Below are 25,562 nucleotides of genomic sequence, written 5' to 3' on the forward strand. Positions count from 1 at the left end.
TCCAAACAACCCAATCAGGAGTCATTCGCTTGAGTACCGACGATCTGGCGGGCCTGTCGCTGGCCGCTTTTGACCAGATGGTGGACGCCACGGCGGGTTTTCGCTCCCGCCCCGGCCAGCGTGACATGGCGCAGCAGATTGCCAGTGCCTTGTCGGGCGTGACGCTGGGCGAGCATGCCGAGCCCAACAAGTCTATTGCGGTCATTCAGGCCGGCACCGGCGTGGGCAAGTCGGCGGCTTACCTGGCCACTACCGTGGCGCTGGCGCTGGCGCGCAAAACCCGGGTCGTCATTTCAACCGCCACGGTGGCGCTGCAAGAGCAACTGATGACCAAGGACTTGCCCGCGCTGGCCGCGGTGCTGGAAAGCCCTTTTGTCTTTGCGCTGGCCAAGGGGCGTGGCCGCTACGTGTGCAAGTTCAAGCTGGAGCGCCTGGCCGGTCCGGGCGGCGATGAACTGAACGAGGAGCTGTTTGGCGTGGATGAAGACACGCCACCCACGCGCGCAGCGTTTGCCGCCCAGCTGCAGGGTGTTGACCCTGAAGAGCGGCGCATGAAGCTCTATGACGCGCTGGCCACTGCCTTGAGCCAAGGCAAATGGGACGGCGACCGCGACAAGCTCGCCGAGCAGCCCGACGCGCGCGACTGGTCGGCGGTGGCGGCGGAGCGCCACAGCTGCACCGCGCGGCACTGCCCGCGTTTTCGCGACTGCAGCTACTACCAGGCGCGCACGCAACTGGCCGAAGCGAATGTCATCGTTGCCAACCATGACCTGGTGCTGGCCTCGCTCGGCATGAATGCGCTGCCCGAGCTGGAAAAATGCCTGGTGGTGTTTGACGAAGGGCACCACCTGCCCGCCGTCGCGCTGGACCAGTTTTCCAGCAGCATGGACCTATCAAGCCTGCGCTGGCTCGACAAACTGCCCAAAATCTTGCTGGAGGTGAGCGAGAAGATCAGTCGGACGCCTGATCAGGACGTCAACACCCTGGCCCAGCAGCTCAAGACCGCCTTGCTCGATGTCAGCCGCATCGCCATGGATTTGTTGCGGACCGGCGGCACTGGCTACGACGGCACCCAGCGCTTCAAGAACGGCGTGCTGCCGGTTGTCTTGCTGGAGCCGATGACGCTGATTCAGGGCCACGCCAGGGGCTTGTCCGGCGTGCTCGAAGCCCTGGGCGCCGAGCTGAAACGGCGCGCCAAGGAAGACCCGGCGCTGGCCTTGAGCAGCTCCCTGCTGTACGCCAAGCTCGGTCCGATGGCGCCCAGGCTGGGCAGTGTGCTGGCCACCAGCGGCATGCTGCTGCAACAGGGGCCGCAACCGCTGGCCAAGTGGCTCAAGTCCGACACCAGCTCGGGCCTGGTTTTTATGAGTGCCCACGCCTGCCCGATTGTGCCGGGCGAGCTGTTGCAGCAAAGCCTGTGGCGCCAGGTGCGCGGCGCCGTCATCACCTCGGCGACGCTGACGAGTTGCGGCAGTTTTGATTTTTTTCTGCAGGAAGCCGGGCTCGACAACGACGAGACGGTGTCCACGCTGGAGGTCGCCAGCCCTTTTAATTACACCGCCCAAGGTCGCTTGATCGTGGTCGAGACCGTGGCTGACCCGAAGAACGTCGAGGCCTACACACGCGAGCTGGTGGCGGAGTTGCTGCTCGATCTGAGCCAAATCGAACATGGCGCGCTGGCCCTGTTCACCTCGCGCGTGCAGATGAAAGCGGCGGTCGACGCCCTGAGCCCCACGCTGCAGGACGTGGTGCTGGTGCAGGGGCAAATGGCGCGCACCCGGCTGCTGGCCACGCATCAGGCGCGGGTGGAGGCGGGGCGGCCTTCCGTCATTTTTGGCCTGCAGTCGTTTGGCGAAGGGCTGGACTTGCCCGGGCGGCTGTGCGAAACCGTGTTGATTGCTAAATTGCCCTTCAGTCCACCGTCGGACCCGGTGGAAGAAGCGCGCTCCGAGTGGCTCAAAAGTGTCGGGCGCGACCCGTTTTCCGAACTGGTGGTGCCTGCCACCGGTATCCGGCTGCTGCAGTGGACGGGGCGGGCGATTCGCACCGAAGAAGATGTGGCGACCGTCATCTGTTATGACCGGCGCCTGCTCACCATGGCGTTTGGGCGGCGCATGCTGCAGGGCTTGCCCGCCTACGCGGTGCTGCGCCGCTCGGCGGGTGTGCTGCGGGCGATGTAGCTTGACGAGCCCTTGCCTTGCATTCGGGGCCCGCGACCGCAGTTGAGGTCAGGGCAGAGGTAAAAGTTAAGGACAGGCGTTTTGAATTGAAAGCGATGATGAATACGATTTTTGGTTTTGTTGTGCGGGTGGTGCTGCTACTGGCGGGTTTGATCTTCATGGCCAGTCTGCTGGTTGCCGCCTTGCTGGTGTTGGTGCTGTGGCTGCTGCGCGCGTTGTGGGCCAAGCTGACCGGTCAGCCGGTGCGTCCCTGGACGTTTCAGGTCAATCGGCAAGCGATGTGGCAGCACTTTTATCGCCCGCCAGCGCACGGCGCTGCGCCCCGGCGCGACGACTCCGATGTGATTGACGCGGAGGTCAAGGAAATCAAGGAAGACAAGCGGGCGGGTTCTTGAAGGGCTTGGGATTTTTTGGCGTTCTTGCCCCCACTCATACCCCCAACCCCTTTCTCGCCCCGCCGGGCGAAAAAGGGGAGCTTCATGTGGCCGCGTCTTCAAAGGCGGGAACTACATGCGCGACTGCGCGTTGGCCTCGAAGTGGTGACAACACACCTCGAAGCCATTCAATCAGTTGAAGGTCAACGTGCCATTGCGTGCCAATTTCCCACCTAAATAGACGCGGCCACATGGGGCTCCTCTTTCCGCCCCGGCGGGGGTGGAAAGAGGCGGGGGAGATAGGGGGGAATACCGCGCCGGAAAAAAGAATTGCGCTGGAAGAATTGCGCTAGTGGCTCTGTCGATGCCCAACATAAAAAAATGAAGCACTAAGAAAATCAAAGCGCATCACCCATATAGGACGGTGGCTAGAGCCCTGTTTTGTCTACAAGAAGTCAGCGCGACGGCGTTTCGGCATCGATGACGATCTCTTTCGAAAACAAGTCGATTGCCGTCTTGGCCACTTGTTGCGTGTCAAAGTAGGCGTAGGCGCTGACGCCGACTGCGCCAAGCAAGGGCACAAAGCGGCTCGCACTCTTGCCAATGATGCGTTGCGTCACCTTGACGCCCAGCAGCCGCGCGGCCGATTGAATAAACCCCAGCGACGCGGTTTGAACCACATAGCGCTCGCCCACGCGCACCACCACATCGCGAAACAACTGCACCGAGACGTGCTTGAACAGGCAGTAAATCATCTGCTCCCGGCCCAACGTGGCCTGTTTGCCATAGACCGCCGCGATGTCTGACACCAGTTGCGCTTGCAGCTTCCATACCCCCACCAGTTCTGGCAGCACCGTCAGCCAGCCCAGAAAGCCCGGCGGCAGTGCCAGCGAACCGGCCATCACACCAGCCTGGCGGGCGGCGGCGCGGCTCAGCGCGCGGGCGCGCTTTTCGGGCTGTTCAATTTCTCTTTCGCTGGAAGCGGGCACGCGCAACACCAGCCCCAGAATGGCGTCGCCGACTTTGTGGCGCAGACCGGTTGCTGGGTCGGTGGTGACTGCCACGGGCAGATCAAGCGTGGAACGTGCAGATTTGGACATGGTGCGTCATTATGTGACCCATGTTGCCTGATGGGGCACGTCATGACGTTGTTGCGCCGCTTTGCCCGCGCCCTGGCTTGGGAGCACGGCTGGCGGACAAGGCAAAATGTAATGATGAGAAACAATATGTTAGCGCCGACCCTGCGTCTATTGGGTGCCCTGATCTGCCAGCTTGGCAGCCTCGGACTGGCCATTGCGCAGACACCTGAGCCCGTCAGCGTCAGCGCCGCGAACGCCACGGCGCTGTCCGAGACCGATTTTCTGACCGAGATGCCGCTTGTGTTGTCGGTATCCAGGCTGCCGCAGCGCCTGGACGAGACGCCGGGTGCCGTGACCATCATCGACCGCGACATGATCCGGCTCTCCGGCGCACGCGACGTGGCTGACCTGCTGCGTCTGGTGCCCGGGTTCCAGACCAGTACCTCGTTTGAAACCGGCGCGCCACTGGCCAGCTACCACGGTAGTTTTGACGCCTACTCGGCACGCATGCAGGTGCTGGTGGACGGGCGCTCGGTCTACTCGCCTTATCTTTTCGGCGGTACTGCCACCGGTTTGCAAAGCGTGGCGATGGCCGATATTGAACGCATCGAGGTGCTGCGCGGCTCCAACTCCGCTGCCTACGGTGCACGCGCCATGCTGGGGGTGATCAATATTGTGACGCGCCACACGGTCGATACGCTGGGTCGGCAGGCCGCCGTGACGACCGGCGAAAACGGCATTCGCGATGCGCAGGCCAGCATTGGCTGGGGCCAGGACGGTGCCACCTTTCGCCTCGGGCTTGACCGCCGCGGTGACGACGGTCTGAGCGGGTCGAACGGCCACAACCTGATCAATCGCGTGAACCTTCGCGCTGATCTGCGCGCCAGTGCGAGGGATGAAGTTGGGCTGCGCGCGGGCGGTTTAACCATCGATTCCGGCGAAGGCTACGTGGGCAAGCCTGACAATCCACCGCACGATCGTTCTTTCGGCGCTGGCTATGCGCAACTCGACTGGCGGCGCAGTCTGGGCGCGGATGAAGATATGGCGCTGAGTTTGTCGCACACCCAAGAGTCCCTTCGGAACAGTTTTGCGTATTCGCTGCTCTCCTACAAAAATCAGGTGGCGGCGTATCCGGACGGCGGAAACGCGGCGCTGATTCAATTCAAGAATCTGGTGGCGGGTATTGATGACAGCATTGACATTGATACCAGTGGCCGCGCGAGCAGCAGCACGCTGTCCCTGCAGCACACCCTGCGCCACAGTTCTGCACTTCGGGTGGTACTGGGTGGTGAGCTCAGGCGTGAGGAGGTGGTGTCGCGGGCGCTTTACAACACCGATGCCGTCCTGCGCACCGATTACACCCGCCTGTTTGGTAACGCAGAATGGCGATTTGCCGACAACGCCCTGTTGAATGCGGGCGGCATGTACGAAAATAACAATGTCAGGGGCGACAATTTTTCGCCGCGGCTGATGGTCAACTGGCACGTCGCCCAGGGTCAGACCTTGCGTTTTGGGGTGTCGAAAGCCTATCGTTCAAACAGTACTTTCGAGCAATTTGCCGACGCGCGCTACACCTCGAATGGCGTTTTACTGAAGGTAACCGCGTTGGCCAGCGGCGCCGTCCAGCCTGAGAGTTTGCTGGTGCGCGAGTTCGGTTACCTCGGTGACTTCCCGTGGCTGCGCGCGGGCCTGGATGTACGTGTGTTTCACGAGCGGATTGCCGGTTTCGTGCGCGGGCGCAAGTCTGTTTTGCCCGCTGGCACAACCCTGTTGGCATCAGCGCCGTGGGACTATGTCAACGATGAGGATTTCACCATCAAAGGCTTTGAATACCAGTTGAAATGGCGTCCTTGGCGAGATGCCCAGTTCATTTTCAATCAAACCTATACCAACATCAATTCGATTGATACTGGTACCGTTCTGCCAGCGCCGGAAGTGGCCAGTTCTCTGACCTATCTTCAGAAATTGCCGGGCGGCGTTGATCTAAGTTTGATGCACCAGGATAGCGGCCCGGTTGTTTTGACGGGTTCATCAGGCAGTCACCTGGCGATGACCCGCACCGATTTGCGGCTGGCCCTGCCAGTGCAATTTGGTGCCACTCGGGGCGAAGTCGCCTTGGTCGTGCAAAACCTGGGCTCGCCATACCTCGATTTTGATCAGCTATTCAGGTTCCAACGCCGCGCCTTCGTGACCCTGCGGCTGGAAAACTAAGTCTGGTCCGGTCCCATGTTGGCGCGCCTGCGTTTACTGTTGCTGACGTTCTGGCTCGGCTGCCTGACGGCACCAACGGTGCAGGCCGTCACGGTCGTGATCGTCAGCAGTGAACGCAGCCCGGCTTATGCGCAGGCGGCTGACACCTTGGTGCGCGAACTTGAGCGCACAGGCTGGTCGCGCCACGACATGCTGCAGCTCACAGCCGCCGAGTTGGCTGGCGCCGGTGTGTTGACGCCCAAGCTGTTTGTGGCACTGGGTGCCCAAGCCGCCAATGCATTGGCACTGGCGCCATTGACTACGCCGGTGCTGTGCGCGCTGCTGCCGCGCAGCAGTTTTGAGCGGGTCTTGCGCAGCAGTGGGCGCAAGGCGTCGAGCCAGTTCTCGGCGCTCTATCTGGATCAGCCCCTGAGCCGACAACTGGGGCTGATTCAGTTGGCCTTGCCCGAGGCGCGCCGCATTGGCGTGCTGTGGGGGCCCGAGTCGAAAACGCAGGCGCCCACTTTGAGAGCGCTCGCGCAGGCCAGGGGCTTGAGCCTGCTGGAGGCGGACGTCGGGCAGGGTGAATTGCTTTTTCCGGGCCTCAAGGCCGCGCTGGAAGGCGCCGATGTGTTGTTGGCGCTGGCCGATCCGCAGGTCTTCAACAGCAGCAGCATTCAAAATGTCCTGCTGACTTCGTTCCGGGCGGGTGTGCCTCTGGTGGCTTTTTCACCCGCCTATGTACGGGCTGGCGCCCTGCTGGCCCTGCATGTCACGCCTGAGCAAATCGGTCAGCAAGCGGCCCTCATTGCCGGTGGCGTCTTGCAGGGCAAGACCTTGTCGGCCACGCCGCTGTATTCGCAGGACTTCAGCGTTGACGTCAATGAGCATGTGGCCCGTTCGCTCGGACTGAGGCTCGACGCTGCTGTTTTGCGCACACTGTTGCGCCAGCGGGAGGCGGCACCATGAAACTGGGCGGTATCCGTCACCGGATGTTGTTGGCCGCGGTGTTGCCGGTGGCCTTGATTGCCGTCTTGCTGGCAGCGGTGTTTCTGTTCACCCGCTTCGATGACATCAATGCGGCGCACCGCCAGCGCGCCCGGTCCCTGGCCCGCCAACTCGCCACGGCCAGTGAATATGGCCTGTTTTCAGACAACGTCAGCCAGTTGCGAACCCTGGCCGGTGGCGCGCTGCGCGAGGCTGACGTGCGCTCGGTCGCCATTGTGAACGCGCAGGGCAAGGTGTTGGCGCACGCGGGCAAGCCCAGCTATCAGACACAGCCGTTGCTGGATCGGCAGGAACGTGAACAGTATGAGCCCGGCGCCGATCTGGACTTGTTGCTGCAGCCGGTTGCGGCCACCCAGGTACCACTGGACGACCTGTATCAAGCGCAGTTCGACACCGCCGGCGGCGCCGGTCAAGCCATGCCGGCGCCGCTCCTGCTCGGCCATGTGTTGATCGAGTTTTCACGCGAGTCGCTGAACCAGAGAGCGCGCCAGATGCTGTTGGCGGGCATTGCCATCACCCTGGGCGGCCTGTTGTTCGGCGCCTTGCTGGCGGCGCGCTTGGGCCGTGGGGTGATTCGGCCCATTGCGCGGGTCTCCCGACTGATTGAACGCATCGGTGCTGGCGAACTGTCGGCGCGCGCCGAGGTCTTGCCGGGTGACCCCTTGCGTGAGGTGCAGCAGGGCCTCAACGTGATGGCGCAACGGCTGGAGTCCGGCCGGGATGAGCTGGAGCAGCGGATTGCCACGGCGACGCAGGCCTTGCGCGAGAAAAAAGAAGAGGCCGAGACCGCCACGCGGGCCAAGTCGCGCTTTCTGGCCGCGGCGAGTCATGACTTGCGCCAACCGATGCACGCGCTGGGCCTGTTTGTCGCCCGACTGGCACAGTTGCCGCACGATGCGCCGACGACGCATTTGATCGGCAACCTGGATGCGTCGGTGCAGGCGCTGCAGGAGCTGCTGGATGGCTTGCTCGATGTCTCAAGGCTGGAGGCGCAGGCGGTGCAGGTGCAGTTGCGCCCCTTCCCGCTGGCCGATCTGTTTGAGCAATTGCGGGCCAGTCTGGCGTTGACCGCCCAGCAAAAGGGTTTGCGTTTGCGCGTGCGCCCGACGCAGGTTTGGGTGCTGAGCGACTCAGCCCTGCTGCACCGTGTTCTGCTCAATCTGCTGAGTAATGCCTTGCGCTACACGCAGACTGGGGGCGTATTGCTGGCGTGTCGATCTGGCGCTGACGGCCAGCACGTCCGCATTGAGGTGTGGGACAGTGGTATTGGCATCGCGCCAGAGCATCAGTCGGCGGTGTTCAAGGAGTTTTACCAAATTGGCAACAGCGAGCGTGACCGCAACAAGGGCCAGGGACTGGGGCTCAGCATTGTGGAGCGCAGTGCGCAACTGCTCGGCTACCCCTTGCAAATGCACTCCAGTTTGGGCCGTGGCACGCGCTTTAGCCTGTGCGTGCCAGTGGCGCCGCCCGGCGTTGCCCTTGAGCGGCGCAGTCCGCTGCGACCGCGCAACTTTGAAGACATTGCCGGCCTGCGGGTGCTGGTGATTGAGGACGATCAACTGGTGCGGGAGGCGCTGGTGAGCTTGTTGGATTCGTGGCGGGTCGAGGTGGCCGTAGCAGAGGGCTTGGCCATGGCGTTGGCGCTGCTCAAAAGCGGCGTTGCGCCCGAGGTGATCGTGGCCGACTACCGTTTGCGTGATGGCGAAAACGGCATTGAGGTCATTCACCAGCTGCGTGCTGCTGCCGGCCAGCCGATACCGGCCTGCCTGATCAGCGGTGATACTGACGCCACTCTGATGCAGGCGGCTGCGCTCGCATCGCTCACCCTGTTGCAAAAACCGGTGCGTCCGGCCAAGCTGCGCAGCTTGCTGCGGCGTTTGACCCGGTCGGTTCAAGCTGACGGCGGGGAGGCGGTGTAGCCCTGGCGGCTGGCAGCCAGCACCAGCTGGGTGCGGCTTTTGACGTCAAAAGCGCGCAGCAGGGCGGTTACATGGTTCTTGGTGGTGTCGTCGGTCAGCGCCAGCGCTTCACTGATTTCCTTGTTGGAGCGGCCGTCCAGCAGCAGGGCCAGGACCTCGGCCTGGCGCGGCGTGACTTGGGGCGCCGACTTGCCCGGGGAGGCGCCTGGCGTGAGCAGGTCCATGGGCACATAAACCTCGCCCGCCAGCACCAGGCACACGGCAGCCAGCAAGTCGGCGCTATGGCCGTTCTTGGACAGAAAACCGGCCGCGCCGCTGGCCAGCGCCTTGCGCACCATCTGCGGATTGGCCATGCCCGAGAGCATGAGGATGGGGAGCTCGGGATGCGCCTGGCCCAGCACCTTGAGTGCTTCCAGGCCGTTCATGCCGGGCAGGTCGTAGTCGAGCAGCACCAGATCAAGCTCAGGATGCAGGGCGGCCAGTTCAAAAGCACGCTCGCAGTCAGGAGCCTCCAGCACCTCAACCGGTTCGTTCAGCCCCTGCAGAACCTGGTGCAAGCCTTCGCGCACCAGGGCATGGTCATCGACAACGAGGATTTTCAGGCGATTCATTTTTTTTGTTCGAGTATGCACCCGTCTGATGCCGGCAAAACGTGCGCTGGGTCAAGACCTGGGAAAAGGAGCACGGATTCGCGGCGGTCAGTCCCGCAAATTAGAATGAACCATGTTTATCCACCTTCGTTTGCACACTGAATTTTCCGTCGTTGACGGCACCAACCGTATTGGCGACAGCGTCAAGGCCGCGGCCGCTGATGGCCAGCCGGCTTTGGCCATTACCGACCTGAGCAATCTGTTTGGCGCCATCAAGTTTTACAAGGCGGCGCGCAAGTGCGGCGTCAAGCCGCTGATTGGCGCCGAAATCTGGCTCGAAGGGCTGGGCCAGGATGCCAGCGCGCTGTCGCGGCTGCTGCTGCTGGTGCAAAACAAGCAGGGTTACCTCAATTTGTCGGAGTTGCTGGCGCGCGCCTGGACGCAGCAGGGCAACAAGGCGCAGGCCAGCGTCAAGCTGGACTGGCTGAAAGAGCTGGGCGAGGGCTTGATCGTCTTGTCCGGCGCCCAGGCCGGGCCGGTGGGGCAGGCGCTGCTGCAGGGCGATGTGGCGCGCGCGCTGGACGCTGCACTGCAGTTGGCGGGCGTATTTACCCATCGGTTTTACCTGGAGTTGCAGCGCGCCGGTCGCCCCGACGATGAGGCGCATGTCGTGGCCACGGTGCAATTGGCCGCGCGCGCTGGTTTGCCGGTGGTGGCGACGCACCCGATTCAGTTTGCCGGGCCGGATGATTTTGAAGCGCATGAGGCGCGCGTGTGTATTGCCGACGGTGAAATTTTGAGCAACCCACGCCGGGTGCGCCGCTTCACGCGCGAGCAGTATTTCAAGTCCAGCGCGCAGATGCAGGCGCTGTTTGCCGACGTGCCTTCGGCACTCGCCAACACGCTGGAGATTGCCAGGCGTTGCAACCTGACCCTGGTGCTGGACAAACCGCAGCTGCCTGACTTTCCGACGCCCGAGGTCAACGGCCAGCGCATGACGCCGGATGATTACTTTCGCTATGCCTCGCACGAGGGCCTGAAAGAGCGCATGGCCCATCTGTACCCGGATGCGGCGCAGCGCGGCCAAGAGATGCCGCGCTACCTGGCACGGCTTGAATTTGAGCTCAATACCATCGTGAAGATGGGTTTTCCGGGCTATTTTTTGATTGTGGGCGACTTCATCAACTGGGCCAAAAACAACGGTTGCCCGGTCGGGCCGGGACGGGGCTCCGGCGCGGGGTCGCTGGTGGCCTACTCGCTCAAAATCACCGACCTGGACCCCTTGCGCTACAACCTGCTGTTTGAGCGCTTTTTGAACCCGGAACGGGTTTCGATGCCCGACTTTGACATCGACTTTTGTCAGACCAACCGCAACCTGGTGATTGACTACGTCAAGAGCAAATACGGCAAGGACGCCGTCAGCCAGATCGTCACTTTCGGCACCATGGCCGCGCGCGCTGCGGTGCGCGACGTGGGACGTGTGCTGGACATGAGCTACACCTTTTGCGATGGCATCAGCAAGCTGATCCCGAACAAGCCGGGCGTCAGCGTGAGCCTGCAGTTGCCGCCACCGGATCGAAAGAAAGACGACAAAACCGTCTATGCCGTCGAGGCCGAGCCGCTGCTGGCTGAGCGCGAGGCCAAGGAAGAAGACGTCAAGACCCTGCTGGAACTGGCGCGCAAGTTAGAGGGCTTGACGCGCAACGTCGGCATGCACGCCGGCGGTGTGCTGATCGCACCGGGCAAGCTGACCGACTTTTGTCCGCTTTATCAGCAGCCCGGTAGTGACTCGGCGGTGAGTCAGTTTGACAAATACGACGTGGAAGCCATTGGCCTGGTCAAGTTCGACTTTTTGGGCCTGGCCACACTCACCATTCTGGAGATTGCGCGCGACTTCATCATCGAGCGTCACCGGGGCCAGGAAAACTTTGCCTTTGAGAACCTGCCGCTGGACGACATGCGGGTCTACAAGCTGTTTCAGGAGGGCAAGACCGAGGCCGTGTTCCAGTTTGAATCGCGCGGCATGCAGGGCATGTTGAAAGACGCCAAGCCGACCCGCCTGGAAGACCTGATTGCGCTCAACGCCCTGTACCGGCCCGGCCCGATGGACCTGATCCCCAGCTTTGTGGCGCGCAAGCATGGCCGCGAGGTGGTCGAGTACCCGCACCCGCTGGTGGCCGAGATGCTGAGCGAGACCTACGGCATCATGGTCTACCAGGAGCAGGTGATGCAGACGGCACAGATTCTGGGCGGCTATTCGCTCGGTGGCGCTGACATGCTGCGCCGCGCCATGGGCAAGAAAGACGCCGATGAAATGGCCCGCCAGCGCCAGATCTTCCGCGACGGTGCGGCCAAAAACAACATCAATCAAGCCAAGGCCGACGAGGTATTTGACTTGATGGAAAAATTTGCCGGCTATGGCTTCAACAAGTCGCACGCGGCCGCCTATTCACTGTTGGCCTACCACACGGCATGGCTCAAGGTGCACTACACGGCCGAGTTCTTTTGCGCCAACATGACGGTGGAAATGGACGACACCGACAAGCTCAAGGTCTTGTACGAAGACGCTTTGAAAATGGGCTTGACGTTTGAGCCGCCCGATGTGAACCGGGGTGGCAGCCGCTTTGAGCCGATCTCCGACAAGGTCATTCGCTATGGCCTGAGCGCCATCAAGGGCAGTGGCCAGCAAGCGATTGAGGCGATTGTGGCGGCGCGCGAAGGCCGTGGTGTCGGGCCCTCGGGCGATGTGGCGGGGCCGTTCAAAAGTCTGTTCGATTTTTGCGTGCGGGTGGACCGTTCGCGCGTCAACAAGCGCACGGTCGAGGCGCTGATCAAGGCCGGTGCGTTTGATGCCATCCAGCTCAACCGCGCCAGCCTGCTGGCCTCGACCGACCTGGCGTTCGAGTTTGGCGCCGCCGCACTGGCCAACGCCAACCAGGGCGGTTTGTTCGACATGGACGATGACGCGCAAGGGTCGAGCACGCAAGAGCCGGAGCTGGTGCAGGCTGTGCCGTGGGGTGTGAAAGAGCGCCTGACGTTCGAGAAAACCGCCGTCGGCTTTTATTTGTCGGGCCATCTGTTTGACGAGGTGGCTTTGGAAGTGCGCCGCTTTGCCAAGCGTCAGATCGACGACCTGATTGACATCCGCGAGCCGCAGTTGCTGGCCGGCATCATCACTGATTTTCGGGTCATCAACGGCCAGCGCGGCAAGCTGGCGCTGTTCAAGCTCGACGATAAATCGGGTGTGATCGAGGCACGAGCCGATGAAGCGCTGATCAACGCGCACAAGAATTTGCTCAAGGACGACGAACTGGTGATCGTCATGGGCCAGTTGAAACCGGACCGTTTTTCAGGCGGTATGCAGCTCACGGTGACGCAGATTTGGGATTTGGAGCAGGCGCGCTGCCGCTTTGGCAAGTTTTTGCGGCTGGTGGTGAGCACGCAGCCCGGCCAGGCGCCCGATATCGCCCGCATGGCCCGGGACTACCCGCCGCTGCGCGAAGTCACCGAGCAGGGCGAGCTGCTGCGCGGCCTGGGCGTGCGGCTGTCGGTGACCTGCCAGGGGGAGGGCGTTCGGGCTGCGGCGGAGTTGCAACTGGGGGAACGTGCCAAGTTTTACCCCAGCAACGCGGCGCTGGCGGGCTGGCGGGTGCAGGCGGGGGCGGGGAAGTCTGACATTGTTTATGAGTGAAATAGGGTTCTAGCCCCCGTGTTTTGTGTCTAAGTAGCTATTGGATTTATAGCTGTTTTTTCCCCACTCACTCCCCCAACCCCTCTCTCGCCCCGCCGGGCGAAAGAGGGGAGCTTCATTTGGCCGCGTGTTTGAAGGTGGGAAAAGAGAAGTTCAACCGCTCGCTGGCCTCCAAGTGGCGGCATGGTATGACGAGACCGAGCACCCAGGCAGATGCTGCGCTGGTTTTCAGCTTAGGCTTGGCATCGAGTTAACCTGACAATTAGCTGGATCGGCCGGTTCATGGGTTACCGCCTTTTTGAGACCAACGCGCCGTCAAGAACCAATTTCCCACCTTAAGGGACGCGGCCAAATGTGGCGGTTAGCTCCCTCTTTCGCCCGGCGGGGCGAGAGAGGGCGGGGGGAGTGAGTGGGGGAAGAACAGGCGTGAGCAAATGACAAAAGTCTTGACGTGAAATAACGTTCATCTCGCCCGACGGCCTGAAATCCTTGAAATTCAGTGAGATACAGCCGCTGCTTCCACCTGCCCCGACAGCGTCAACCACTGCTCTTCCAGGAGCTGCAGTTCGTCGTTGACCGCCTTGAGCCGGTTGCCCAGCTCGGCATAGTCGGATGGCGGCGGCGATTTGGAGAGCAGGCCCTCCAGCGCCGCGCCTTCGCCGTTGAGCACCGCCATACGGGCTTCGAGCTGTTCGAGTTGACGTTTGGCGCCGCTGGACGCCACCTTGACCTTGGGCTTGGCCGCTGCTTCTGCCTGTGCTTTGCGCTCGGCTTTGGCCGCTGCGCTGCTGGCCTCCTTGATGGCTTCGCGCTGGCGTTTGGCTTCGTCGAGCAAATAGCGCTGGTAGTCGTCCAGATCACCGTCAAAGGGCTCAACCCCACCGCGCGAGACCATCCAGAACTCGTCGCAGACGGCGCGTAAGAGAGCGCGGTCATGGCTGACCAGCATCACCGTGCCTTCAAACTCGTTGAGCGCCATGCTCAGGGCTTCCCGCGTGGCCAGATCCAGGTGGTTGGTCGGCTCATCGAGCAGCAAGAGGTTGGGGCGCTGCCAGACGATCATGCACAGCACCAGCCTTGCTTTCTCACCGCCGCTCATGCTGCCCACGGCCTGCTTGACCATGTCGCCGCCAAAGTTGAAGGTGCCCAGGTAGCTGCGCAGGTCCTGCTCGCGTGTCGCCTGGCCGGCAATCTTGCCCAGCGCGGTCAGGTCCTTGACCAGGCGAATCATGTGCTCCAGCGGCGTATCTAGCGGGCGCAGCACGTCGAGTTCTTGCTGCGCAAAGTAGCCGATGTTCAGGCCCTTGCCTTCGGTGATCTCGCCTTCGAGGGGCTGCAGCTCGCGGGCGATGGTTTTCACCACCGTCGATTTGCCTTGCCCGTTGGCACCCAGGATACCGATGCGCTGACCGGCCAGCACCGAGCGGCTGACGTTCTTGACGATCACGGTCGGCGGCGTGCCAACTGGCGCATCGTCGGGCGGCGGGTAGCCAAAACTGACCCCCGTCATCGACAGCATCGGGTTCGGCAGGTTGGCGGGCTCCTTGAATTCAAAGGTGAAGTCAGCCTCACTCAACAGGGGTGCAATTTTCTCCATGCGGTCCAGCGCCTTGACCCGGCTTTGCGCCTGTTTCGCCTTGCTGGCCTTGGCCTTGAAGCGGTCAATGAACTTCTTCAGGTGGGCAATCTTGTCCTGCTGCTTGGCAAACGCGTTTTGTTGCAGGTTCATCTGCTCGGCGCGCATGTCCTCGAACTTGCTGTAGTTGCCGCCGTAGCGCATCAATTTTGCCGCGTCGATGTGCAGCGTGACATCCGTCACGGCGTCCAGAAACTCGCGGTCATGGCTGATGACGATCATGGTGCCGTCATATTTTTTGAGCCACGACTCCAGCCACACCAAGGCGTCCAGATCCAGGTGGTTGGTGGGCTCGTCGAGCAGCAGCAGATCCGATGGGCACATCAGCGCACGCGCCAACTGCAGCCGCATGCGCCAGCCGCCCGAGAAGCTGTTGACCGGGTTGTTGAGTTCGGTGGTCTTGAAGCCCAGCCCCAGGATCAGCGCTTGCGCGCGCGCCGGCGCGTCGTGCGCACCGGCATCCTGCAGCGCCATGTAGGCGTGGGCCATGCGGTCGTAATCGTCGGTGGCCTCCGATGCGGTGACTTCCTGTTGCGCGGCCAGCAGCGTGGTGTCGCCGTCGACCACATAGTCGGTGGCGCTTTGCTCGGTCTCGGGCATGTCCTGCGCGACCTGGCCCATGCGCCATTGGCTGGGGATGAAGTATTCGCCGCCGTCTTCCGGCAGCGTGCCGTTGAGCAGCGCAAACAGCGAGGACTTGCCCGCGCCGTTGCGGCCCACCAGGCCGACCTTTTCGCCTGGATTGAGGGTGACGGAGGCGCCGTCAAGCAGCACTTTGGCGCCGCGGCGCAGGGTAACGTTTTTTAGAGTGATCATGCAAGAAGAGTGTTTGTGTCTGGGCCGGATTGGCCGAGCGGCAAACCGAGAAAAACAAGGTGAGCTTTGGAAGGCTCTCTGAAGGATGAAATGGGTGTGAAGCCCAGCTGTTGGTAGAGCGCGAGGGCCTGCGTGTTGTGCGACCAGGTGCAGATGGCCGCTGTCGCGTAGCCCGCTTGCCTGGCGCGGCTGATGAGCGCCTGGGTCAGTGCGCGCGCCAGTCCCTGACGACGAAAGCCGTCCCGGACATAAACGCGTTTGATTTCTGCAATGCCGCTGTGCGCCGTGGCCGTATACGCGCCGCAACCCGCCAGTTCACCGCCGACGGTTGCCAGCACCACGGCGCCAACGGGCGCTGCGTAGCGTCCCGGCAACTGCTCGATGTCTTTCCAGATGGTGCTGTTTTTGGGGTCGTCGAGGTCGCGCGCAGCGTACTCCAGCAGCAGGCCTTTGAAAATCTCATAGTCTGCCGGGGTCGAAATATTTGTCAGCTGGAACAGTGCCTGCATGGTCTTGGTACTAGTCCTGCCGGGCTTCCTGGTTGGCCCTCAGGGCCTCCCGTGTCAGCAGCAGCACCTGGTCTTCACCGGCGCTGGTTTCCAGCCAGATCGCTTCCAGCCTGGGGAAGGCCGCTTCAAAGTGTTCGCGCTCGTTGCCGATTTCCAGCACCAGCACGGCGTCTTCATTCATGTGCTGCGGCGCCTCACGCAAGAGTCTGCGGATGAAGTCCATGCCATCCTGGCCGCCGGCGCGGTTGCCGTCCAGCGCCAGCGCGGGCTCGGCGTGAAATTCAGGCGGCAGTGCGGCCATGCTCTGCAAGTTGACGTAGGGCGGGTTGCACAAAATCAGGTCGTAGCGGCCCGGCAGGCGAGCAAAGCCATCCGATTCGATCAGGGTGATGCGCCCGCCCAGGCCATGTTTGTCAACGTTGATGCGGGCCACCGCCAGGGCCTCCTTTGACAAGTCAGAGGCATCCACCGTCACGTCCGGGTAAGCCATGGCCGCCAGCACGGCCAGACTGCCGTTGCCGCAGCACAGGTCCAGCACGGCGTGGGTGGCATCGCTGAGCCAGTAGTCAATGCCGCCGTTCACCAGCAACTCGGCAATCAGCGAGCGCGGCACGATGGCGCGCGGGTCGACGTAAAACGGCACGCCCATCAACCAGGCTTCCTGCGTCAGGTAAGCGGCGGGCTGGCGGGATGTGATTCTTGCTCTTATAAGAGTAGCTACCTGCTCCTGTTCCACTGGGGCTACAGGCCGATTTGCTGCAAATTGCGGCGCATCGGGCGCATCTGCTGGCGGTGTATCGAGTGGTGTATCGAGCGGCAGCCCGAGTTGCCACAGCACCAGCCAGGCGGCTTCGTCAAAGGCGTTGTCGGTGCCGTGGCCAAATGCCACCCCCGCCTCAGTGAGCTGGGCGGCAGCTGCTTCGATCAGTTCCAGCACCGTCATGCGCTCAGCCCCGCACTCAGGTTCTCCAGCACGCGCCGGTAGATGTTTGTCAAAGGCTCGATATCGGCAACGTTGATGTGTTCGTCGATCTTGTGGATGCTGGCATTGGGCGGGCCGAACTCGATGACCTGGGGGCAAATTCTGGCAATAAAACGGCCGTCGCTGGTGCCCCCGGTGGTGGAGAGAACGGTGGTCAGGCCGGTCTCTTGTTTGATCGCGTCCACCACCGCGTCGACCAGTGTGCCGGGCTCGGTCAGGAACGGCGTGCCACCGAGCGTCCACGCCAGCTCGTAGTCGAGCTCGTGGCGCTCCAGCACCGCAGCCAGCCGGGTCTGCAGCGACTCGGGTGTGGACTCGGTGGAAAAGCGGAAGTTGAAGTCAATCACCACCGCGCCCGGAATCACATTGCTGGCGCCGGTGCCGCTGTGGATGTTGCTGATCTGCCAGGAGGTGGGCGGGAAGAACGCGTTGCCCCGGTCCCATTCGACGCCCACCAACTCGGCCAGCGCGGGTGCGACCAGATGAATCGGGTTTTTGGCCAGGTGCGGGTAGGCGATATGGCCTTGCACACCTTTGACGGTCAAGCGGGCGCTGAGCGTGCCGCGGCGGCCGTTTTTGATCATGTCGCCGGTGCGCTCCAGGGAGGTGGGCTCACCGACGATGCAGTAATCGATGCGTTCGCCGCGCGCCTGCAGCGCTTCACAGACTTTGACCGTGCCATCCAGCGCCGGGCCTTCTTCGTCGCTGGTGAGCAAAAAACCGATGGCCAAAGCCGTGTCCGGCTGGGCCGTCAAAAACTCTTCAACCGCGACGACGAACGCCGCCAGCGAGGTTTTCATGTCGGCCGCGCCGCGACCGTACAACTTGCCATCGAACTGGGTGGGTGTGAACGGATGGCAGCGCCATTGCTGCACCGGGCCGCTGGGCACGATGTCGGTGTGGCCGGCAAAAACTACTAATTTGGTAGTGTGTTGCGCAGATTTGACGGGGGCTGCAGCCCGTTTTGCCCACAAATTGGTGACGCGGAAATCAGCCGGGCCGCTGGTGATGGTTTCACAGCTAAAGCCCAGCGGGGCGAGTCGTTCAGCGATGATTTGCTGGCAGCCGGCATCATCGGGCGTGAGCGAGGGGCGGGCGATCAGTTGTTCGGCCAGGTGCAGAGTTTTTGGCATCAGCTTCAAAATGGGTGGTTCACGACCCGTGTTTCACGTCGAACGTGATTTCGGTGAAGGAGGGTTGATCATCCGGGTCTTCGGCGGGCTCGGACGCTTGTGTCCGGGCGTTGAAGTCGTTTTGCAGGCGCCACATCAAATTGGTCGGTGAATCCGAGTTGAGCAGACCTTCTTTGCGGTCCACCACGCCTTCCAGGATCAAGCGTGCGATGTCTTGCTCGAAGGTCTGGCCACCTTCGGCCATCGACTTTTCCATGGCGTCCTTGACGCCGGAGAAATCGCCTTTTTCAATCATTTCGGCCACCAGATTGGTGTTGAGCATGATTTCCACCGCCGGGATGCGTCCGCCGGCTGTGGTGCGAAGCAGACGCTGCGACACAATCGCCTTGAGCGAGGCGGACAGATCGCCCAGCATGGTCTGGCGCACTTCGACCGGGTAAAAACTCAGGATCCGGTTGAGCGCCTGGTAGCTGTTGTTGGCGTGCAGGGTGGCCAGGCACAAATGACCGGTCTGGGCGTAGGCAATGGCCGCCGACATGGTCTCACGGTCGCGGATTTCGCCAATCATGATCACGTCGGGGGCCTGGCGCAAAGCGTTCTTCAGGGCGATATGGGTCGACTGGGTGTCGGTGCCAACCTCACGCTGGTTGACCACCGAGCGCTTGTTTTTGAACAAGAACTCCATCGGGTCTTCAATCGTCAGGATATGGCCGGTGGCGTTGGCGTTGCGGTGGTCAATGATGGAGGCCATGGTGGTGCTTTTACCGGCACCGGTGGCGCCCACCATCAGCAGCAGGCCACGCTTTTCCATGATCAACTGGCCCAGAATCAGGGGCACACCCAGCGTATCAAGCGCTGGGATGTCGACCGAGATATAGCGGATCACCGCCGCGATGGAGCCGCGCTGGCGCATCGCGCTGATGCGAAAGCGGCCGACGCCCGCCAGCGACCAACCGATGTTGAGCTCATTCAACTCTTCGAGTTCTTCGAGGCGGTTGGGTGGCAGTATTTCGGCCAGCAAATTGCGTGGCGCCTCGGGCGGCAGCATCTGGCTGTTGATCGGGACGCATTGGCCGTTGATGCGGATCAGGGCTGGCGAGTTGGAGGACAAATAAACGTCGGACGCTTTTTTCTCGCTCATCAGGCGAAGAATTCGCTCCATGGTGCCGGAGGTGCCCGGTGTTGCGTTTGGTGCGCTGGTTGCCATGCTTGCGTCCCGGTTTCTATGCGTGTGGGGGTCGAAAAAAATCAGTCGCGCAGCAGGTCGTTCAAGCTGGTTTTGGCCCGTGTCTGTGCATCCACCCGTTTGACAATGATGGCCGCGTACAGGCTGTATTTGCCCTCGTTCTTGGGCAGGCTTCCGCTGATGACAACCGAGCCGCTGGGGATGCGGCCATAGCTCACGGTGTCGGTGGCGCGGTCATAAATGGGCGTGCTTTGCCCGAGGTAAACGCCCATCGAGATGACCGAGTTTTCTTCCACGATCACGCCTTCCACCACCTCGGAGCGGGCGCCGATGAAGCAGTTGTCCTCGATGATGGTGGGGCCGGCCTGCATTGGCTCCAGCACGCCGCCAATACCAACGCCGCCGCTCAGGTGCACATGCTTGCCGATCTGCGCGCAGGAGCCCACGGTGGCCCAGGTGTCGACCATCGTGCCTTCATCGACATAGGCGCCGATGTTGACGTAGGAGGGCATCAGGATCACGCCCTTGGCCAGGTAACTGCCGCGCCGCGCCACCGCCGGTGGCACCACACGCACGCCCGAGGCCTTCATGGCTTCTTCGTCGAGGTGGGCAAATTTGGTTGGCACCTTGTCATAAAAGCCCAGGTCACCGGCTTTCATGACCTGGTTGTCGGTGAGACGAAAGCTCAGCAGCACGGCTTTTTTGATCCACTGGTGCGTGGTCCATTGGCCCACGCTCTCGCGGGTGGCGACGCGCAAGCGCCCGGCGTTGAGGTCGGAGATGACGTGCTCGACCGCATCAAGCACTTCTTTGGGGGCGGCGGCGCTGGACAGATTGGCACGGTCTTCCCAGGCCGCGTCGATGATGGATTGCAGTTGTTGCGTCATGAAAATTCTTCTCGGGAGGTGAAACCGTTTCGGTTTCAGGTTCTGGATTTGACAAATTGCGCGATGCGCCGGGCGGCTTCCACGCATTCGGCGGTTTCGGCCACCAGCGCCATGCGGATACGCCCGGCACCGGGGTTGCCGCCTTGCGCTTCACGCGCCAGGTAGGAGCCGGGTAAAACCGTCACATTGTAAAGAGCGAACAAGTCGCGGGCAAAGTCGGTGTCATTGCCCTTCACTTTGGCCCATAAATAAAAGCCGGCGTCGGGCAGCGCCACGTCCAGCACCTCGGCCAGCAAGGGGGTGACCTGGGCGAATTTGCTGCGGTACAGCGCCCGGTTCTCGACTACATGCTGCTCATCGCGCCAGGCCGCCGTGCTGGCGGCTTGCACCACCGGGCTCATGGCGCAGCCGTGGTACGTGCGGTAGAGCAAAAACTGCTTGATGATGGCGGCGTCACCGGCCACAAAACCGCTGCGCATGCCGGGCACATTGCTGCGTTTGGACAGGCTGGTGAGTGAAATCAGGTTCTTGAAGTCCAGCCGGCCGAGTTGCGCCGCGGCTTCCATGCCGCCCAGCGGCGGTCCACCCTGGGCGTCGTCGTGGAAATAAATCTCGCTGTAGCACTCGTCGGAGCCAATGACAAAGCCGTGCCGGTCGCTCAGTTCAAACAGCATTTGCCACTCCGACAAGGGCATCACCGCGCCGGTCGGGTTGCCCGGCGAACAGACGATCAGCAGTTGGGTGCGCGCCCACACGCTAGCTGGCACAACGGCCCAGTCGGGTGCAAAGTTACGCGCCGGGTCGCTGGCGACGTAGTAGGGCTGGGCACCGGCCAGCAGCGTGGCGCCTTCGTAGATTTGGTAAAACGGATTGGGGCAGACCACCAGCGGTTTTTCATGCCCAAGCTGGCGAGCGCCGGGGTCAACCACGGTTTGGGTCAGGGCGAACAAGGCTTCGCGCGAGCCGGTCACCGGCAGCATCTGCGTGGCCGGGTCGGCGTGGATGGCATAGCGTTTCTTCAGCCACTGGGCAAAGGCTTCGCGCAGGGCGGGCTCGCCCTGCGTGGCCGGGTAGCTGGCCAGGCCACTGGGCGTGCGCCCAATAGCCTCGATCATGGCTTGTTGAATGAAGGCGGGGGTGGCGTGTTTGGGTTCCCCCAGCCCGAGGCTGATCGGCCGCAAGGCTGGATTGGGGGTGACGCCGGAGAAAAGTTGCCGCAGCCGCTCAAACGGGTAGGGCTGCAAAAGAGTGAGCAGTGGATTCATGGGCAGCGATTATCCCGCCTGAGCGGCGGGCCTGGCTGTCGCGCCACCGACCGGCGAGCAAAGACGGCTTATTTTCTGGTTTTTTTGCGCGCTGGCGCCGATTTAGCTGCTGATTTGGCTGCGGGTTTGACGGCTGGCTTGGCGACAGGCTTGACGGCTGAGGCCTTGGGGACGTCGCCGATCAGGGACTTGACCGGGCAGATTTTGAAGACCGGGCATTTCTTGCAGCCGACGGCAATGGCGATGGGGCAGATGGTCATTATTTTCCTGTCTGGGTGCTGGTGTTGAGCTTGCAGTATGCCCCTGCACCCGGTATGAATCCATACCGCTCGAAGGGGAACGCCCCTAATTCCGTCAAAACCCCAGCGTTTCAACTTCGCTTGAAACCGCCAGTTTGCTGTTGGCAAACTGCGCCCGGTACTTGTCCAGCCGCTTCAGGTCGTACAGGTAATTGACCATCATGCCGTAGGATTGTTTGAAGCCTTTGGCCGAGAGATCTCCGCCCCAGTTCAGCCGCTCGACGCGTGCGCCATTGCCCAGATGGAAACGCGTCACCGGATCCAGTGGCTTGCCTTGCGCCAGCTCGTGGCCCAGGTAGTGGGCGGCGCATTGCATCAGGAAGTGGCGCAGCGGCGATCTGGCGTCAAGTGACTGCGCCTGCTCGGCGGCGGCCAGCAGGTCCGCTGCCGCCAAGGGCTGCGCGCCCACGGCACTGGCAAGCGCGGCTCGGGTCTTTTCATCGAGCCGAGCCAGCATGGCGGTGACGTTCTTGCCCAGCCAACTGCGAAAACCCGGCATCGGCGAGAGGGTGGCAAAAGTGCGCAGGCGGGGAAACTCGGCCCTGAGGGTCTCCACCACGCGCTTGATCAGCGAGTCGCCAAAACTCATGCCGCGCAGACCGGTCTGGGTGCTGCTGATGGAGTAAAAGATGGCGGTTGTGGCTTTGGCCAGGTCGGCCGGTGCCGCCGCTTCGTCCAGCAGTGGCGAGATGGCGCAAGGCAGTTTGTCGAGCAGGGCCACCTCGACAAAGATCAGTGGTTCATTGGGCAACTGAGGATGGAAAAAACCGTAGCAGCGGCGGTCCGAATCAAGCCGGTTCTTGATGTCGTTCCAGCCGCGAATGTCATGCACCGCTTCGTATTTGATGAGCTTTTCGATCAGCGACGCGGGCGAATCCCAACTGATGCGGCGTAACTCCAGAAACGCCACGTCAAACCAGCTGGAAAAAAGGTTTTCCAGCTCGCCGTCCAGGGCCAGCAGGCGCTTTTCGGCTTTCAGGTGTGGCAGCAACTCGGTGCGCAGGCCAAGCAGAAATTGCATGCCTTCGGGGAACGCTGCAAAGCGTTGCAGCAAGCGGCTGCGCGGCGACACCAGCGCCCGGCGCAAGCTGATCTCGGCTTGCCCGGCGTCGGGCGTGTTTTGGGCCGCCTCGTAGTGTCCGCGCGCGGTCTCGACAATGTCGGGGTCGGGCGCAAACTGCTCGCTCATCAGCAGCCAGCAGTCGCGCCGCTGCGCGGGCGAGGCGGTGGCATACCAAAGTGCGAACTGACTGGCGCGGCGCCCGCCTTCGACCTCGCTGACCTGGCTGTCGACTACGGTCTGCAGTTCGGTCAGTGTGCGACGCAGCAAGCGCGGTGAGAGCGCCTCGTCCTTGTGGCGCAAGGTGCCTGCCAGGCGTTCGCGCAGGGAGCGGGAAGTCGATCGCTCACTCGTGCTGGTCGACGTTGACGGCTGGTTCACGGCCGCGGCGGTCGGTGTCGGCCTCGTTTCAGCCGTCGACACGTTATTATCTGCTCCCATATAAATAGCGCTTTGGCTATATTCCACGGGGGCTAGCGTCACTTTTTGCATTGAACCTGCGGTGGGCAGCAGTTTGGATACGCTGCGGGTGATCCAGTCGGAGGTATTCATGGTAAGTGCCTTCCTTTTATGCGGACAGCCTGAGACCGCTGGTCTACTAACTTGCCATTTGCGCCAGTTGCTTGGCAAGCGGTGGCCGAATTCTCTCTGTATAGTACTGAGCATTCCGTGCCAAAGCAATTGCAGCTTGCGCCTGTTTTGTTGCGAGATGCGCCATTTTTTGTCGAAACTTCGTGGGCCATCGCGGTGGCAACCCCCTATGCGCAATCCGAGCCCCACCATCCCGATGTCATTTGTTCAGAATCTGCTGATGGGCGCCACGCGGATGCTGGCGCCTGAAGCGATTGATGAGCTGCTTCGTCAGGCCGGTATTGCGCCCACGCTCCTCCCGCAGCGCGGCGCCCGCGCGACGCGTGAACAGTTCGTGCGGCTTTACCAGATCACTGCTTTGAGCATTGGCGACGAGATGCTCGGCCTTTGGTCGCGGCCGATCCGCGCCGGCACACTCAAGTACCTGGGCCTGAGCCTGCTCGATGCGCCCTCGGTATGGGTTGCCATGTACCGGTTCACGCGGTTCTGGAACCTGCTGCTCGACGACTACGCGCTGCAACTGTCACGCCAGAACCAGTGTGTGACCATTGCGCTCAAGCCGCTGGGCGCACTGACCACACCAACGATCTTTGGGCATGAGCTGATGGTCAAACTCATCCACGGCGTTGCCTCTTGGCTGGTGGGGCGCGAGTTGCCGATTGAGACGCTTGGTTTCGGCTTTGCACGTCCCGCGCACTTTGCCGAGTACGCCCAACTATTTCCGGGTCCGGTGAGCTTTGATCAAAGCTGCACATCGGTCAGCTTTGCCGAGCAGGTGTTGCGGCAACCCTTTCATCGCACCAAAATCGAGTTGGTCAAGTTCGTCAAACGTGCGCCCGATGATTGGCTATTTGTGACTTTCGATCACGGCCCGACCAGTACCCGCGTGCGGGAATACCTCCTGGCCCATTCCGGTGCCGATCAGTCATTGGATGCGGTGGCCGCAGCACTCTTCATGTCGGGTCGCTCCCTGTCCAGAGGGCTCGCCCTTGAGGGGGGCACATTTCAGAGAATCAAAGATGAGATGCGTCGTGACCTGGCGATTGAACGCCTGGTCACGACGCGCGAATCCATTGACCGGATTGCCGCGCTGGCCGGCTTCGACAACACACCCGCGTTCCATCGTGCCTTCAGGGCCTGGACCGGCAGCACGCCTGGGGCCTACCGGCGACCAGCGGTGATTCCTTCTGCGTGATCCGGGTCAGGTTGCGCGACAAATCGAACGAAACGCAAACGGGTCAAGGCCTCAGTTGCGCTGCATGCCCGCCACCAGCTGCGTCACGTTGTGGTGCATCATCTTCAGGTAAGTTGAACCGGGCTCGTTGGGGCCGGAGAGCGCATCCACATACAGCTTGGGGCCGAGCGTGACGCCCGTGTCCTGGGTGATTTGAGCCAGCAGCTTGGGGTTGCTCATGTTTTCCACAAAGACGGCCTTGATCTTGTCACGCTTGATCTGCCGGATCAATTGGGCCACCTCTTTGGCGCTGGGCTCCACGTCGGCGTTGATGCCTTGAGGCGCCAAAAAAATGATCTGGTAGCGCGCTGCAAAATAGCCAAATGCATCGTGCGAGGTGATGACCTGGCGTTGTTTGATACTCAAAGGCGCGAGCTGGTCTTTGGTGAACTGGTCCAGCGCTTCCAGTTCCTTGATGTAGGTCTCGCTATTTTTTTGATAGTTGCTTGCGCCCGCTGGGTCGAGGCTGGCGAGTGATTTGGCTATATTTTTGACATACACCACCACGTTGCTGGGGTCTTGCCAGCCATGCGGGTCGGCATCGGCGTGCTGGTGGTCTTTGTCGAGTGGCAGCTTGCGCACCTTGATGCCTTGGGAAGCGACCAGGATCTCCCCCTTGTAATTGGCTGATCGGGCCAGTTTTTGCGCCCACGGCTCATAGTTGAGCCCGTTGATGACAAACAGGCGTGACTGCAGAATAGTTTTGGCGTGCGCTGGTTTGGGCTCAAAGGCATGCGCATCGGCATCCGGCCCGACCAGCGTCGTGACCTTGACGCGCTCGCCGCCCACCACTTGCACCAGGTCGCCCAGAATACTGAAAGACGCCACCACCGGCAGCGGCTCGGCGGCGGGGCTGATGCTGGGCAGAAGACCATTGACGACCAGTGTTGAGATGGCCAAAAATTTGACAGTTGCGCGTTTCATCGAGATTCA

At 61.9% G+C, this 25,562-nt stretch carries 19 protein-coding genes; 7 read left to right on the forward strand and 12 right to left on the reverse strand.

Going from position 1 to position 25,562, the window contains the following annotated elements:
• Positions 1-29 precede the first annotated feature (29 nt).
• Both dinG and RFER_RS10280 read left to right on the forward strand, forming a co-directional pair.
• Positions 30-2,180 (forward strand): ATP-dependent DNA helicase DinG, encoded by a 2,151-nt coding sequence (gene dinG / locus RFER_RS10275; RefSeq protein WP_011464326.1) that lies wholly within the window; start codon positions 30-32, stop codon positions 2,178-2,180.
• A 98-nt stretch (positions 2,181-2,278) separates the two neighbouring features.
• The gene (locus RFER_RS10280) at positions 2,279-2,575 is read left to right on the forward strand and encodes a hypothetical protein (RefSeq protein ID WP_166485704.1); all 297 of its coding nucleotides are present in this window, start codon (positions 2,279-2,281) and stop codon (positions 2,573-2,575) included.
• 434 nt (positions 2,576-3,009) lie between these two features.
• On the opposite strand, the gene RFER_RS10285 is transcribed toward RFER_RS10280, so the two are convergent.
• The gene (locus RFER_RS10285) at positions 3,010-3,654 is read right to left on the reverse strand and encodes a hypothetical protein (RefSeq protein WP_011464328.1); all 645 of its coding nucleotides are present in this window, start codon (positions 3,652-3,654) and stop codon (positions 3,010-3,012) included.
• A 126-nt stretch (positions 3,655-3,780) separates the two neighbouring features.
• Between RFER_RS10285 and RFER_RS10290 the strand changes: the two genes are divergently transcribed.
• The 3 genes from RFER_RS10290 to RFER_RS10300 are packed head-to-tail and all read left to right on the forward strand — an operon-like array spanning position 3,781 to position 8,750.
• Positions 3,781-5,844 carry a TonB-dependent receptor plug domain-containing protein gene (locus RFER_RS10290; RefSeq protein WP_011464329.1) on the forward strand — a complete coding sequence of 688 codons (2,064 nt, stop codon included), beginning with the start codon at positions 3,781-3,783 and terminating at the stop codon, positions 5,842-5,844.
• A 15-nt stretch (positions 5,845-5,859) separates the two neighbouring features.
• Positions 5,860-6,792, forward strand: a complete 933-nt coding sequence (locus RFER_RS10295; protein WP_011464330.1) for an ABC transporter substrate-binding protein — start codon at positions 5,860-5,862, stop codon at positions 6,790-6,792.
• A complete protein-coding gene (locus RFER_RS10300) occupies positions 6,789-8,750 on the forward strand; it encodes a hybrid sensor histidine kinase/response regulator (protein ID WP_011464331.1) in 1,962 nt (653 codons plus the stop codon). The genes RFER_RS10295 and RFER_RS10300 overlap by 4 nt, the downstream gene beginning before the upstream one ends.
• Here RFER_RS10300 and RFER_RS10305 read toward each other — a convergent pair.
• Positions 8,723-9,361 (reverse strand): response regulator, encoded by a 639-nt coding sequence (locus RFER_RS10305; protein WP_011464332.1) that lies wholly within the window; start codon positions 9,359-9,361, stop codon positions 8,723-8,725. The two genes, RFER_RS10300 and RFER_RS10305, sit on opposite strands and share 28 nt — an antisense overlap.
• A 112-nt stretch (positions 9,362-9,473) precedes the next feature.
• On the opposite strand from RFER_RS10305, the gene dnaE reads away from it, so the two are divergent.
• A complete protein-coding gene (gene dnaE, locus RFER_RS10310; protein WP_011464333.1) occupies positions 9,474-13,031 on the forward strand; it encodes a DNA polymerase III subunit alpha in 3,558 nt (1,185 codons plus the stop codon).
• Positions 13,032-13,527: 496 nt separating this feature from the next.
• On the opposite strand, the gene RFER_RS10315 is transcribed toward dnaE, so the two are convergent.
• The 9 genes from RFER_RS10315 to RFER_RS10355 form a co-directional block, all read right to left on the reverse strand.
• Positions 13,528-15,483: an ABC-F family ATP-binding cassette domain-containing protein gene (locus tag RFER_RS10315; RefSeq protein WP_011464334.1), complete on the reverse strand. Its 1,956-nt coding sequence runs from the start codon at positions 15,481-15,483 to the stop codon at positions 13,528-13,530.
• Entirely contained in the window at positions 15,480-15,992 is a 513-nt protein-coding gene (locus RFER_RS10320; protein WP_011464335.1) for a GNAT family N-acetyltransferase, read from the reverse strand. Before RFER_RS10320 ends, RFER_RS10315 begins: the two co-directional genes overlap by 4 nt.
• Before the next feature lie 10 nt (positions 15,993-16,002).
• Entirely contained in the window at positions 16,003-16,935 is a 933-nt protein-coding gene (gene prmB, locus RFER_RS10325; protein WP_011464336.1) for a 50S ribosomal protein L3 N(5)-glutamine methyltransferase, read from the reverse strand.
• A complete protein-coding gene (gene dapE, locus RFER_RS10330; RefSeq protein WP_011464337.1) occupies positions 16,932-18,107 on the reverse strand; it encodes a succinyl-diaminopimelate desuccinylase in 1,176 nt (391 codons plus the stop codon). Before dapE ends, prmB begins: the two co-directional genes overlap by 4 nt.
• A 19-nt stretch (positions 18,108-18,126) precedes the next feature.
• Positions 18,127-19,314, reverse strand: coding sequence for a PilT/PilU family type 4a pilus ATPase (locus RFER_RS10335; RefSeq protein ID WP_011464338.1), 1,188 nt, complete (start codon positions 19,312-19,314; stop codon positions 18,127-18,129).
• 41 nt (positions 19,315-19,355) lie between these two features.
• The gene (dapD, locus tag RFER_RS10340; protein ID WP_011464339.1) at positions 19,356-20,180 is read right to left on the reverse strand and encodes a 2,3,4,5-tetrahydropyridine-2,6-dicarboxylate N-succinyltransferase; all 825 of its coding nucleotides are present in this window, start codon (positions 20,178-20,180) and stop codon (positions 19,356-19,358) included.
• A gap of 35 nt (positions 20,181-20,215) precedes the next feature.
• Complete coding sequence (dapC, locus tag RFER_RS10345) at positions 20,216-21,445, reverse strand: succinyldiaminopimelate transaminase (RefSeq protein ID WP_011464340.1); 1,230 nt, start codon at positions 21,443-21,445, stop codon at positions 20,216-20,218.
• A 68-nt stretch (positions 21,446-21,513) separates the two neighbouring features.
• Entirely contained in the window at positions 21,514-21,705 is a 192-nt protein-coding gene (locus RFER_RS10350) for a hypothetical protein (protein WP_011464341.1), read from the reverse strand.
• A 94-nt stretch (positions 21,706-21,799) separates the two neighbouring features.
• Positions 21,800-23,356, reverse strand: a complete 1,557-nt coding sequence (locus RFER_RS10355) for a malonyl-CoA decarboxylase (RefSeq protein ID WP_041790540.1) — start codon at positions 23,354-23,356, stop codon at positions 21,800-21,802.
• Between the two features lie 208 nt (positions 23,357-23,564).
• On the opposite strand from RFER_RS10355, the gene RFER_RS10360 reads away from it, so the two are divergent.
• Positions 23,565-24,590, forward strand: coding sequence for an AraC family transcriptional regulator (locus RFER_RS10360; RefSeq protein WP_011464343.1), 1,026 nt, complete (start codon positions 23,565-23,567; stop codon positions 24,588-24,590).
• Positions 24,591-24,641: 51 nt separating this feature from the next.
• Here RFER_RS10360 and RFER_RS10365 read toward each other — a convergent pair whose 3' ends face one another.
• A complete protein-coding gene (locus RFER_RS10365) occupies positions 24,642-25,553 on the reverse strand; it encodes a metal ABC transporter substrate-binding protein (protein ID WP_011464344.1) in 912 nt (303 codons plus the stop codon).
• Between the last annotated feature and the right edge of the window lie 9 nt (positions 25,554-25,562).

It is taken from the genome of Rhodoferax ferrireducens T118 (genome assembly GCF_000013605.1).
Lineage (GTDB): Bacteria > Pseudomonadota > Gammaproteobacteria > Burkholderiales > Burkholderiaceae_C > Rhodoferax > Rhodoferax ferrireducens.

Coding starts and splice junctions, on each gene's coding strand:
- RFER_RS10320 (WP_011464335.1), bottom strand. CDS start 15,992: ATGCAGGCACTGTTCCAGCTGACAAATATTTCGACCCCGGCAGACTAT.
- prmB (WP_011464336.1), bottom strand. CDS start 16,935: ATGACGGTGCTGGAACTGATCGAAGCAGCTGCCGCCCAGCTCACTGAG.
- RFER_RS10300 (WP_011464331.1), top strand. CDS start 6,789: ATGAAACTGGGCGGTATCCGTCACCGGATGTTGTTGGCCGCGGTGTTG.
- dapE (WP_011464337.1), bottom strand. CDS start 18,107: ATGCCAAAAACTCTGCACCTGGCCGAACAACTGATCGCCCGCCCCTCG.
- RFER_RS10280 (WP_166485704.1), top strand. CDS start 2,279: ATGAATACGATTTTTGGTTTTGTTGTGCGGGTGGTGCTGCTACTGGCG.
- dapD (WP_011464339.1), bottom strand. CDS start 20,180: ATGACGCAACAACTGCAATCCATCATCGACGCGGCCTGGGAAGACCGT.
- RFER_RS10335 (WP_011464338.1), bottom strand. CDS start 19,314: ATGGCAACCAGCGCACCAAACGCAACACCGGGCACCTCCGGCACCATG.
- RFER_RS10305 (WP_011464332.1), bottom strand. CDS start 9,361: ATGAATCGCCTGAAAATCCTCGTTGTCGATGACCATGCCCTGGTGCGC.
- RFER_RS10290 (WP_011464329.1), top strand. CDS start 3,781: ATGTTAGCGCCGACCCTGCGTCTATTGGGTGCCCTGATCTGCCAGCTT.
- RFER_RS10350 (WP_011464341.1), bottom strand. CDS start 21,705: ATGACCATCTGCCCCATCGCCATTGCCGTCGGCTGCAAGAAATGCCCG.
- RFER_RS10365 (WP_011464344.1), bottom strand. CDS start 25,553: ATGAAACGCGCAACTGTCAAATTTTTGGCCATCTCAACACTGGTCGTC.
- RFER_RS10360 (WP_011464343.1), top strand. CDS start 23,565: ATGCGCAATCCGAGCCCCACCATCCCGATGTCATTTGTTCAGAATCTG.
- dapC (WP_011464340.1), bottom strand. CDS start 21,445: ATGAATCCACTGCTCACTCTTTTGCAGCCCTACCCGTTTGAGCGGCTG.
- dnaE (WP_011464333.1), top strand. CDS start 9,474: ATGTTTATCCACCTTCGTTTGCACACTGAATTTTCCGTCGTTGACGGC.
- RFER_RS10285 (WP_011464328.1), bottom strand. CDS start 3,654: ATGTCCAAATCTGCACGTTCCACGCTTGATCTGCCCGTGGCAGTCACC.
- RFER_RS10315 (WP_011464334.1), bottom strand. CDS start 15,483: ATGATCACTCTAAAAAACGTTACCCTGCGCCGCGGCGCCAAAGTGCTG.
- RFER_RS10295 (WP_011464330.1), top strand. CDS start 5,860: ATGTTGGCGCGCCTGCGTTTACTGTTGCTGACGTTCTGGCTCGGCTGC.
- RFER_RS10355 (WP_041790540.1), bottom strand. CDS start 23,356: ATGAATACCTCCGACTGGATCACCCGCAGCGTATCCAAACTGCTGCCC.